General features: G+C 41.6%; 10 protein-coding genes and 3 pseudogenes. 11 read left to right on the top strand and 2 right to left on the bottom strand.

The genetic code is table 11. The features are described from left to right. From tnpC to ACE01T_RS11470, 5 genes and pseudogenes are all read left to right on the top strand, one after another. A pseudogene (gene tnpC / locus ACE01T_RS11490) lies at positions 1 to 945 on the top strand (IS66 family transposase); the annotation flags it as partial. Between the two features lie 430 nt (positions 946 to 1,375). After that, entirely contained in the window at positions 1,376 to 2,122 is a 747-nt protein-coding gene (locus tag ACE01T_RS11485) for a beta-ketoacyl-ACP reductase (protein WP_019384920.1), read from the top strand. A gap of 50 nt (positions 2,123 to 2,172) precedes the next feature. After that, complete coding sequence (locus ACE01T_RS11480; RefSeq protein ID WP_019384921.1) at positions 2,173 to 2,517, top strand: phasin family protein; 345 nt, start codon at positions 2,173 to 2,175, stop codon at positions 2,515 to 2,517. Positions 2,518 to 2,641: 124 nt separating this feature from the next. Beyond that, entirely contained in the window at positions 2,642 to 4,414 is a 1,773-nt protein-coding gene (locus tag ACE01T_RS11475) for a class I poly(R)-hydroxyalkanoic acid synthase (RefSeq protein ID WP_019384922.1), read from the top strand. Positions 4,415 to 4,496: 82 nt separating this feature from the next. Continuing rightward, a complete protein-coding gene (locus tag ACE01T_RS11470; protein ID WP_019384923.1) occupies positions 4,497 to 5,675 on the top strand; it encodes an acetyl-CoA C-acetyltransferase in 1,179 nt (392 codons plus the stop codon). Positions 5,676 to 5,746: 71 nt separating this feature from the next. On the opposite strand, the pseudogene ACE01T_RS11465 reads toward ACE01T_RS11470, so the two are convergent. Together ACE01T_RS11465 and ACE01T_RS11460 are read right to left on the bottom strand one after the other, a co-directional pair. Continuing rightward, positions 5,747 to 5,998 (bottom strand): annotated as a pseudogene (locus tag ACE01T_RS11465) (helix-turn-helix domain-containing protein); the annotation flags it as partial. A 103-nt stretch (positions 5,999 to 6,101) separates the two neighbouring features. Next, positions 6,102 to 7,193, bottom strand: a complete 1,092-nt coding sequence (locus ACE01T_RS11460) for an ATP-binding protein (RefSeq protein WP_395519290.1) — start codon at positions 7,191 to 7,193, stop codon at positions 6,102 to 6,104. Between the two features lie 199 nt (positions 7,194 to 7,392). On the opposite strand from ACE01T_RS11460, the gene ACE01T_RS11455 reads away from it, so the two are divergent. The 6 genes and pseudogenes from ACE01T_RS11455 to nusB all read left to right on the top strand — a co-directional run bounded on the left by ACE01T_RS11455 (position 7,393) and on the right by nusB (position 10,943). Continuing rightward, complete coding sequence (locus ACE01T_RS11455; RefSeq protein WP_002058191.1) at positions 7,393 to 7,695, top strand: helix-turn-helix transcriptional regulator; 303 nt, start codon at positions 7,393 to 7,395, stop codon at positions 7,693 to 7,695. Between the two features lie 64 nt (positions 7,696 to 7,759). Further along, a pseudogene (locus ACE01T_RS11450) lies at positions 7,760 to 7,948 on the top strand (type II toxin-antitoxin system HipA family toxin); the annotation flags it as partial. A gap of 115 nt (positions 7,949 to 8,063) precedes the next feature. After that, positions 8,064 to 8,300 carry a VF530 family protein gene (locus tag ACE01T_RS11445; RefSeq protein WP_002058193.1) on the top strand — a complete coding sequence of 79 codons (237 nt, stop codon included), beginning with the start codon at positions 8,064 to 8,066 and terminating at the stop codon, positions 8,298 to 8,300. A 584-nt stretch (positions 8,301 to 8,884) separates the two neighbouring features. After that, positions 8,885 to 10,000, top strand: coding sequence for a bifunctional 3,4-dihydroxy-2-butanone-4-phosphate synthase/GTP cyclohydrolase II (ribBA, locus tag ACE01T_RS11440; RefSeq protein ID WP_166169799.1), 1,116 nt, complete (start codon positions 8,885 to 8,887; stop codon positions 9,998 to 10,000). Positions 10,001 to 10,018: 18 nt separating this feature from the next. After that, positions 10,019 to 10,489, top strand: coding sequence for a 6,7-dimethyl-8-ribityllumazine synthase (gene ribH, locus ACE01T_RS11435; RefSeq protein ID WP_086196720.1), 471 nt, complete (start codon positions 10,019 to 10,021; stop codon positions 10,487 to 10,489). 4 nt (positions 10,490 to 10,493) lie between these two features. Then, positions 10,494 to 10,943 (top strand): transcription antitermination factor NusB, encoded by a 450-nt coding sequence (gene nusB, locus ACE01T_RS11430; protein ID WP_086196721.1) that lies wholly within the window; start codon positions 10,494 to 10,496, stop codon positions 10,941 to 10,943. Positions 10,944 to 10,949 lie beyond the last annotated feature (6 nt).

The following is a 10,949-nucleotide window of genomic DNA, read 5'->3' as shown; positions in this document are numbered from 1 at the left end:
CAACGTCTGATCTATCAGCGGGCGGGAATCGAACTTTCTAGATCAACTTTATCTGACTGGATAGGTCGCTGCGGTGTAGAACTGGAACCTCTAGCCAATGCCTTAAAAGAGGTGGTACTACAACAGCAGGTGCTGCATGCAGATGAAACACCGGTCACCATCATGCGGATGGGTGAGAATGATAAAAAACCGAAGAAAGGTTATGTCTGGGCCTATGCCACTACACAGTACAATCCAGTTCAGGCGGTGATCTATGACTTTCAGGATAGTCGTTCAGGCCAGCATGCTGCAGAGTTCTTGAAAGGCTGGCAGGGTTATCTAGTCTGTGATGATTACAGTGGTTATAAAGCACGCTTTAAATCAGGCCAGGTCATAGAGGTGGGCTGCATGGCCCATGCACGTCGTAAATTCCATGAACTGCATGTAACTGGGAAAAGTCAGGTCGCTGAACAGGCATTGGTGCTGATTCAGAAACTGTATGCGATAGAAGCAGAACTCAGGAGAAAGACCGATGGTACAGCAGAACAGCGCCGCGAATACCGACAACAGCATAGTCAACCGGTGATGTAACAACTGTATGAATGGCTTAACCAACATCAACTGACTGTGCCATCGAGTTCTCCAACCGCCAAGGCCATCAATTACACTCTGAAGCGTTGGCCAGCTTTAAGCCGCTATCTGGATGATGGCAATCTACCTATAGATAATAATTGGGTGGAAAACCAGATGCGACCTTGGGCGTTGGGACGTAAGAATTGGCTATTTGCAGGTTCGCTGCGCAGCGGTCAGCGAGCAGCCAATATCATGACATTAATCCAGTCAGCAAAGCTGAATGGGCTGGATCCGTATGCCTATTTAAGTGATGTTCTGAAAAGGTTGCCGACACATAAAGTGACCCAGATTGAAGAGTTACTGCCACACTGCTGGAAACCTAAATCGAATTAAAAATTGGTATGGGATTCAGCGGACGCTTACAATAATTCAACTTTAAATCCATCCTCAACATTACAACGCACTTCAAGCACAACAACTATTAATTGCACATATTAAAAAAATCTAAATCCAAATAATCTGCTCGCAGTATGTATTTTAACTGTCATATATCTACAACTTATAGCAAACCCTTATTTGCACCAGTTCTCTGAACTTTGCTGCGTCCTGCACGATGAATCAATAACTTCACTGTAGCTGCTTGTTCAAATCCTTACATGCTGCCGTTTCTTCCTCAAGATATTTCCAATATTTGTTTACTTTTGACTTTAAAGCATCATCAAACTGTGATCTGTTTGCAATATAAAACGCTTAATTTCTAAACAAGAATAAAGAGGAAAAACTTCTTATTTTTTTATAACCTTATTCTGCTTAGGAAAACAACATGTCTGAACAAAAAGTAGCTTTAGTGACGGGTGCATTAGGTGGTATTGGCAGTGAGATTTGCCGTCAACTGGTTACAGCAGGCTATAAAATTATCGCAACGGTTGTACCACGTGAAGAAGACCGCGAAAAACAATGGCTTCAAAGTGAAGGATTTCAAGACAGCGATGTACGCTTTGTCTTAACGGATTTAAATAACCACGAAGCGGCAACAGCAGCTATTCAAGAAGCAATTGCTGCTGAAGGTCGTGTCGATGTGCTGGTCAATAATGCAGGCATCACCCGTGATGCAACTTTTAAAAAGATGAGCTATGAACAGTGGTCACAAGTCATTGATACCAACTTAAAAACATTGTTCACAGTGACTCAGCCCGTGTTTAACAAAATGTTAGAACAAAAGTCGGGACGTATTGTCAATATCAGCTCAGTCAACGGTTTAAAAGGTCAGTTTGGACAAGCCAACTACTCTGCGAGCAAAGCCGGCATTATCGGTTTTACCAAAGCCTTAGCTCAAGAAGGTGCACGTTCAAATATTTGTGTAAACGTGGTTGCGCCTGGCTATACCGCAACACCAATGGTTACTGCCATGCGTGAAGATGTGATTAAAAGCATTGAAGCACAAATTCCTCTACAACGTCTTGCTGCGCCAGCTGAAATTGCCGCTGCTGTTATGTACTTGGTCAGCGAGCACGGTGCGTACGTGACAGGCGAAACCTTATCGATTAATGGCGGTTTATACATGCACTAAACCGTGCAGCCCCTATTTTCATTTACAAGTTTATTTACTGGAGTTACACCATGCTATACGGCGACTTATTTTCAAATATGAATGCACAATACAAAAACGTATTTGAACCGTACACAAAATTCAACAGCTTAGTGGCTAAAAACTTTGCTGACTTAACCAACCTACAATTAGAAGCAGCACGCAACTATGCCAACATTGGTCTAGCGCAAATGTTTGCCAATAGTGAAGTTAAAGACATGCAAAGCATGGTGAATTGCACCACCAAGCAATTAGAAACCATGAACAAACTTAGTCAGCAAATGATTGAAGATGGCAAAAAGTTGGCAACACTAACGACTGAATTCAAATCGGAATTTGAAAAGTTAGTTAGCGAATCTATGCCTAACAATAAATAACACTGCTCTGAAAACCATGCGTTATCAGGACGAATGTTACGGGGAAGTGTGAAAATTTCCCCGTTTTAGTTTCAGCCCTGCACTCAATTTGATTGCTAAAAGCCATGTGCTATGGAGCGATGAAATGAACCCGAACTCATTTCAATTCAAAGAAAACATACTACAATTTTTTTCTGTACATGATGACATCTGGAAAAAATTACAAGAATTTTATTATGGGCAAAGCCCAATTAATGAGGCTTTGGCGCAGCTCAACAAAGAAGATATGTCTTTGTTCTTTGAAGCACTATCTAAAAACCCAGCTCGCATGATGGAAATGCAATGGAGCTGGTGGCAAGGTCAAATACAAATCTACCAAAATGTGTTGATGCGCAGCGTGGCCAAAGATGTAGCACCATTTATTCAGCCTGAAAGTGGTGATCGTCGTTTTAACAGCCCATTATGGCAAGAACACCCAAATTTTGACTTGTTGTCACAGTCTTATTTACTGTTTAGCCAGTTAGTGCAAAACATGGTAGATGTGGTCGAAGGTGTTCCAGACAAAGTTCGCTATCGTATTCACTTCTTTACCCGCCAAATGATCAATGCGTTATCTCCAAGTAACTTTCTGTGGACTAACCCAGAAGTGATTCAGCAAACTGTAGCTGAACAAGGTGAAAACTTAGTCCGTGGCATGCAAGTTTTCCATGATGATGTCATGAATAGCGGCAAGTATTTATCTATTCGCATGGTGAATAGCGACTCTTTCAGCTTGGGCAAAGATTTAGCTTACACCCCTGGTGCAGTCGTCTTTGAAAATGACATTTTCCAATTATTGCAATATGAAGCAACTACTGAAAATGTGTATCAAACCCCTATTCTAGTCGTACCACCGTTTATCAATAAATATTATGTGCTGGATTTACGCGAACAAAACTCTTTAGTGAACTGGTTGCGCCAGCAAGGTCATACAGTCTTTTTAATGTCATGGCGTAACCCAAATGCCGAACAGAAAGAATTGACTTTTGCCGATCTCATTACACAAGGTTCAGTGGAAGCTTTGCGTGTAATTGAAGAAATTACCGGTGAAAAAGAGGCCAACTGCATTGGCTACTGTATTGGTGGTACGTTACTTGCTGCGACTCAAGCCTATTACGTGGCAAAACGCCTGAAAAATCACGTAAAGTCTGCGACCTATATGGCCACCATTATCGACTTTGAAAACCCAGGCAGCTTAGGTGTATTTATTAATGAACCTGTAGTGAGCGGTTTAGAAAACCTGAACAATCAATTGGGTTATTTCGATGGTCGTCAGTTGGCAGTTACCTTCAGTTTACTGCGTGAAAATACGCTGTACTGGAATTACTACATCGACAACTACTTAAAAGGTAAAGAACCTTCTGATTTTGATATTTTATATTGGAACAGCGATGGTACGAATATCCCTGCCAAAATTCATAATTTCTTATTGCGCAATTTGTATTTGAACAATGAATTGATTTCACCAAATGCCGTTAAGGTTAACGGTGTGGGCTTGAATCTATCTCGTGTAAAAACACCAAGCTTCTTTATTGCGACGCAGGAAGACCATATCGCACTTTGGGATACTTGTTTCCGTGGCGCAGATTACTTGGGTGGTGAATCAACCTTGGTTTTAGGTGAATCTGGACACGTAGCAGGTATTGTCAATCCTCCAAGCCGTAATAAATACGGTTGCTACACCAATGCTGCCAAGTTTGAAAATACCAAACAATGGCTAGATGGCGCAGAATATCACCCTGAATCTTGGTGGTTGCGCTGGCAGGCATGGGTCACACCGTACACTGGTGAACAAGTCCCTGCCCGCAACTTGGGTAATGCGCAGTATCCAAGCATTGAAGCGGCACCGGGTCGCTATGTTTTGGTAAATTTATTCTAATCGGTCATATAACAACAGCCATGCAGATGCTATATATCATGTGCATCCACAGAAACATGAACACAAAATTTAAGGATATAAAATGAAAGATGTTGTGATTGTTGCAGCAAAACGTACTGCGATTGGTAGCTTTTTAGGTAGTCTTGCATCTTTATCTGCACCACAGTTGGGGCAAACAGCAATTCGTGCAGTTTTAGACAGCGCTAATGTAAAACCTGAACAAGTTGATCAGGTGATTATGGGCAACGTACTCACGACAGGCGTGGGACAAAACCCTGCACGTCAGGCAGCAATTGCTGCTGGTATTCCAGTACAAGTGCCTGCATCTACGCTGAATGTCGTCTGTGGTTCAGGTTTGCGTGCGGTACATTTGGCAGCACAAGCCATTCAATGCGATGAAGCCGACATTGTGGTCGCAGGTGGTCAAGAATCTATGTCACAAAGTGCGCACTATATGCAGCTGCGTAATGGGCAAAAAATGGGTAATGCACAATTGGTGGATAGCATGGTGGCTGATGGTTTAACCGATGCCTATAACCAGTATCAAATGGGTATTACCGCAGAAAATATTGTAGAAAAACTGGGTTTAAACCGTGAAGAACAAGATCAACTTGCATTGACTTCACAACAACGTGCTGCGGCAGCTCAGGCAGCTGGCAAGTTTAAAGATGAAATTGCCGTAGTCAGCATTCCACAACGTAAAGGTGAGCCTGTTGTATTTGCTGAAGATGAATACATTAAAGCCAATACCAGCCTTGAAAGCCTCACAAAACTACGCCCAGCCTTTAAAAAAGATGGTAGCGTAACCGCAGGTAATGCTTCAGGCATTAATGATGGTGCAGCAGCAGTACTGATGATGAGTGCGGACAAAGCAGCAGAATTAGGTCTTAAGCCATTGGCACGTATTAAAGGCTATGCCATGTCTGGTATTGAGCCTGAAATTATGGGGCTTGGTCCTGTCGATGCAGTAAAGAAAACCCTCAACAAAGCAGGCTGGAGCTTAGATCAGGTTGATTTGATTGAAGCCAATGAAGCATTTGCTGCACAGGCTTTGGGTGTTGCTAAAGAATTAGGCTTAGACCTGGATAAAGTCAACGTCAATGGCGGTGCAATTGCATTGGGTCACCCAATTGGGGCTTCAGGTTGCCGTATTTTGGTGACTTTATTACATGAAATGCAGCGCCGTGATGCCAAGAAAGGCATTGCAACCCTCTGTGTTGGCGGTGGTATGGGTGTTGCACTTGCAGTTGAACGTGACTAAGTACACCATTGCATCGAATCTTGAAACTTGATAAAGATTGACAATAAATTCAATACATAATGGGAGCTCAGGCTTCCATTATTTCTAGCTGAGCGCATTTCTAATATTAAGGCTTCTAGCTCAGCATTGATTTTAGTATTTGGCGATTTTAAGGGACGTCTACTCTGACTACTTAATCCATCAATACCTTGCTCAGAATATCGTTTCCACCACTTGCGTAACGTTGGTCTAGAAATGCCACATCTCCGACAAACTAGGCCAGCATCATTAGTCTCTTCAAATAATTTAACTCATACGAGTCTTTGTTGAATTTCTCTGTTCATAGACACCCATTATATTGAAATAATGTCTATGAATAAAATACTTAAATAAAAATTCTCCGACAAACTCGGTACGGTAAATTTTTATCCAAATGAGTTTTCAAAATTATGCTTCATCCATAATCCATTCTTTAAAAAGAGCATCCTCGATTTCATAAGTACCATTCTCTGGTTTAAAAATAATTTGTTTTTTTGATAAAGAACGTAGGGCCGATTGAATACTTGATACCGCAATGTTATCTACACCAATGGAATCAGCCAGATGTTGTCTAAATTGACTACTATAAAGTTCAACTTGTGATTCCGCTATGGCTTTTAAAATTAGCTGTTCTAATAACTTAAACTCTCCCCATAATCCCGAAAAGTCACGATGCCCCATTGTATCGGCTATAAGCTGTTCCTTGGCAAAATCTATAGCCAGCATTGGGTTTAAGGCTAAACGCTCCACTAATGATCTTGCTAGTTGAGGACTTTGCTTCATATCTAAAAAGGCGTGCCATAAAATTTCTTTATTCAAACTACGTCCTGTTGTCTGATTAAATACATCTGCCAGATGATCTGTAAATGCTTTTGTTAGATTTGGAAAAGGTAAATTCTGTCCATAATGAAAAAAGGGAGCACTACTCACAGAAAACATTTGTCTCAGGCCTTCTCGACTTGAACCAGTAAAAACCACCTTTATTGTTTCTTTATGCATATCTAAAGCGGTACGTAAACTGGCAATCGTGGTTTTATATTTTGAACTAGCTAAAGCCTGAATCTCATCAAGTAACAGTAAAATAGGTTTCCCCTGCTGAGCCAGTTTAGTAATGCTAGACAAAATACTGGAATTCACTTGTCCTTGTAGAAGTGTCACTTCAGCTTTTACCTCTGGCACCTCTTTACTTAAATATCCTATATTTTTAATCCAATGTGTGGCTTTCCCCATTAAGCCATTTTGTTTTGAAAACTCATCAAGAGCTTTTACAAACTGCCCTTCACTATGCAGGCCTGCATCTAAAAAACTGAAATAAAAAACGCGCCATCCAAGCTGTTCTGCTAGGGGCGTAATATCTTTTCGTAAAAATTCAGTTTTTCCCATCCGGCGTGGGGCAAAAAAAGTCAGAGAACTAGCTAGTCCAGTCTCAAACATGCCTAAAATTTGTTTCGCCAGTTCGGTACGTGGAAAGTGCCAAGGGTCATTGGAGATGGTCATCATTTTAATTACTCGGCAATGATTTATTTATTACCATAGATTGTATTAGATTCCATTAGATTGTAAATGTCTAATTAGATTTCTTTAATCTAATAGGATCTAATCAGGCCAATAAAGCACCTTCTTACCGATCAACTGGTTTATTTTATAACTCCATTATTTTGTGGTTTAATAGACATATATGGACATAAGACCCAATATTATGGATTTAAAATTCAGAAAACCTGAAGAAGTTGTTGGATTATTATGTGAGAGGCTTCGTAAAGAACGACTTTATCTGGAAATGACTCAGGCAGATGTTGCTGCACGTGCTGGTATTGGTGTGAATACAGTATCCAATCTGGAAGCAGGTCGAAATGTTTCATTTGAAAATTTAGTACGCGTTGCCATGGTCCTAGGCCGATTACAAGAATTAGAGGAACTCTTCAAACCTAATTTAAACAGTGTAGATGATATTCTTCGCTATGAGAGCAATACGGCTCGCCAACGTATCAAAAGGAAATAAATCCATGCTCAAAAAACTTAATGTTTACTACAATGGATGGGGTGAATATTGGCTTTAGGGTACACTGGTCTCCTCAACGGCAATCACAGGTCGACCATTAATTGCCTTTGAATACAGTGCTGAAGCGATCCGTAAAGGTTTAGAGCTTTCCTCTTACCTACTTCCATTAAAAGGTGACCCATTAAGAAAAAACTTTCCTACACAGCAAATGGGATTACCAAGTCATATATATGATGCATCACCCGATGGCTGGGTGTGCTCCAGAATTTTGGTGGCTATTCAGTCCATCATTACTTACATTCCAACTCTCTAGTTTTCCAACTAGCCCAGGTTATAATAATGGCCACCCAAAATACGATTGATCTATTATGAACACCTCCAATGACCCTTTACACGGCAAAAAACTTGCTGACATTTTGGATGAATTATTGGATTACTACGGTGGCTTTGAAGGTTTAAGTCGTAAAATTGAAATTAGATGTTTTTGCATAGACCCAAGTGTTAAATCATCATTGCGATTCTTGCGTACCACACCATGGGCACGTGAAAAAGTAGAAAGCTTATATTTGTACGTCTTACGCCAAAAGGCAAAACAGAAACCGTAGCCCCAGGCAACACCCCTCTCATTATAAAATTATACCAGTCAGTAAAACACCTTTAGATTAAGCATGTGTATGTTGGTTATTATTGTTGATTATCACAATAAATTAGTGACCAAAAATCAAAGTACCCCACCCTACCTTAAATTACACCACACAAAATAAAAACTCTATATAACTGTTATATATAGAGTTTATTAAAATACCAATTATGTTATTTAGTGTATTTTATGTCGGTGACTCTTGCCAAGGTTGGGGTCGGGAGTTCGAGTCTCCTTTCCCGCTCCAGATTCTAAAAAGCCCTCATCGAAAGATGGGGGCTTTTTTATTCTATTCGCACACAAAACCCTATAAATCAGCAGCATTTTGCATAAGCTTGTCATTATTTATGTATTTCAACTGCTTAAAGATTCAGCATAATCATGGCTTTTTAAAATAAAGGCCTCTTTTCAAGCGTTCAGGCTCTGTGTATAACAATGAACCAGGAATGGAAATCAATAAGCATAGGCAAACATCGTAAAAAAACGGTAGACTATGCAACAATCAATGCAAGCAAAATGTCATTTGAGACAAAAAGAAGGTGAAGGTTGATGCCGCTCAATACCGTTGAAGAGCTCGTAGCAGATATCCGTGCAGGAAAAATGGTCATCCTGATGGATGATGAAGACCGTGAAAATGAAGGTGATCTCGTCATTGCTGCGACTCACGTACGTCCTGAAGACATCAACTTCATGATCACACATGCACGTGGTCTGGTTTGTCTCACCTTGAGCCGCGACCGTTGTCAACAGCTCAATCTTCCCCTCATGGTGGATGCCAACGGTGCACAGCACGGAACTAACTTTACGCTCTCAATTGAAGCTGCTAACGGTATTACAACAGGTATTTCAGCAGCTGAACGTGCTCATACCATTCAGACTGCTGTAGCCGCACACGCCAAACCTGCGGATATTGTACAACCGGGTCATATTTTCCCGTTGATGGCACAGCCAGGTGGCGTATTGCACCGTGCCGGGCATACTGAAGCCGGCTGTGACTTGGCCCGTCTTGCAGGACTTGAACCTGCATCAGTGATTTGTGAAATTATTAAAGAAGACGGCACCATGGCGCGCCGTCCAGATCTTGAAATTTTTGCCGAAAAGCATGGTTTGAAAATCGGAACTATTGCGGATTTAATCCATTACCGCATGACCAATGAACAAACGGTTGAACGTCTGGATCAACAAACTTTAAATACGGAATACGGAACTTTCGAACTGTTTCGTTACCGTGAAATTGGTAACCCGGACATTCATTTAGCCTTGGTCAAAGGTGAACCGAAAGAAGGGGTCACTACCGTTCGCGTTCATGGCTTCAACCCGGTACGTGACCTGCTTAAAATCAACAAGCAAGATGGCGAACCGGCCTGGAATCTTGACAAAGCGCTGAAAGAAATTGCTTCTAGCGAGCGTGGCGTTTTGGTCTGGATTGGCCAACATCATCTACCGGACCTTGGCCCCGCGCTGGAAAGTTTAAATACACCCAAACCAGCCAAATCCAATGCTGCACTGTCTCAGCAGTACCAAACCATTGGTGTCGGTGCCCAGATTTTACGTGATTTAGGGGTTGAGAAAATGAAATTGCTCAGCTCTCCATTACGTTTTAATGCGTTATCAGGTTTTAACTTAGAAGTGGTGGAATACATCACTGCACATCAAACAACTTAAGAAATCATCGAGGTTGCTATGGCAGTTCGCCGTATTGAAGGTATGTTACATCTCGCGAGCGAAGGCCGTTACGCGATTTTAGTGGGCCGTTTTAATAGTTTTGTTGTCGAACATCTATTAGAAGGTGCAATTGATACATTGAAACGTCATGGTGTATCAGAGGATAATATCACTGTTGTTCATGCACCTGGCGCCTGGGAACTTCCGGTAGTGGCTAAGAAACTAGCTGCTGCTGATCGTTTTGATGCCATTATTGCCCTGGGCGCAGTGATTCGTGGTAGCACGCCGCACTTCGATTTTGTGGCTGGCGAATGTGCCAAAGGTTTAGGCGTGGTTGGCCTGGACACTGGCTTACCGATCATTAATGGTGTATTGACTACGGATAGTATTGAACAGGCGATTGAACGCTCGGGTACAAAAGCAGGTAATAAAGGCAGTGAAGCTGCTCTTACTGCGATTGAAATGGTTAACTTGTTAAAGGCTATTTAACGCTATGTCGCAAACACTTCAAGCAACTTATGCAGCAAAACGCAAAGCACGTCGTTTTACTGTACAAGGAATTTATGAATGGCAGATGAGCCACAATCCGGTACATGAAATTGAAGCACGTACACGTGTGGAAAATGCCATGCACAAAGTGGATCTCGGCTATTATCATGAATTGTTGACTCAAGTGGTTGCCAATCATGAAGCATTGGATGCGCTCCTAATCCCTGTGCTGGATCGTGAAATTAGTGCGCTTGACGGCGTTGAACTCGCGACTCTTCGTCTGGGTGCGTATGAATTGAAAGAACATCTTGAAATTCCATATCGTGTCGTTTTAGATGAAGCAATCGAGCTGGCTAAACATTTTGGCGGTGCAGACAGCCATAAATACATCAACGGTGTATTGGATCGTTTAGCGACAACCTTACGTGCAGCAGAAAAACAACAAGCCAACTAAATAAAG

This window comes from Acinetobacter uliginosus, assembly GCF_044130295.1.
In the GTDB taxonomy this organism is placed as follows: domain Bacteria; phylum Pseudomonadota; class Gammaproteobacteria; order Pseudomonadales; family Moraxellaceae; genus Acinetobacter.
This window is presented reverse-complemented; position numbering and strand designations above follow the sequence as displayed.

Excerpts from the sequence above, each read along its gene's own strand:
- ACE01T_RS11485 (WP_019384920.1), top strand. The coding sequence starts at position 1,376 with ATGTCTGAACAAAAAGTAGCTTTAGTGACGGGTGCATTAGGTGGTATT.
- ACE01T_RS11480 (WP_019384921.1), top strand. The coding sequence starts at position 2,173 with ATGCTATACGGCGACTTATTTTCAAATATGAATGCACAATACAAAAAC.
- ACE01T_RS11475 (WP_019384922.1), top strand. The coding sequence starts at position 2,642 with ATGAACCCGAACTCATTTCAATTCAAAGAAAACATACTACAATTTTTT.
- ACE01T_RS11470 (WP_019384923.1), top strand. The coding sequence starts at position 4,497 with ATGAAAGATGTTGTGATTGTTGCAGCAAAACGTACTGCGATTGGTAGC.
- ACE01T_RS11460 (WP_395519290.1), bottom strand. The coding sequence starts at position 7,193 with ATGATGACCATCTCCAATGACCCTTGGCACTTTCCACGTACCGAACTG.
- ACE01T_RS11455 (WP_002058191.1), top strand. The coding sequence starts at position 7,393 with ATGGATTTAAAATTCAGAAAACCTGAAGAAGTTGTTGGATTATTATGT.
- ACE01T_RS11445 (WP_002058193.1), top strand. The coding sequence starts at position 8,064 with ATGAACACCTCCAATGACCCTTTACACGGCAAAAAACTTGCTGACATT.
- ribBA (WP_166169799.1), top strand. The coding sequence starts at position 8,885 with ATGCCGCTCAATACCGTTGAAGAGCTCGTAGCAGATATCCGTGCAGGA.
- ribH (WP_086196720.1), top strand. The coding sequence starts at position 10,019 with ATGGCAGTTCGCCGTATTGAAGGTATGTTACATCTCGCGAGCGAAGGC.
- nusB (WP_086196721.1), top strand. The coding sequence starts at position 10,494 with ATGTCGCAAACACTTCAAGCAACTTATGCAGCAAAACGCAAAGCACGT.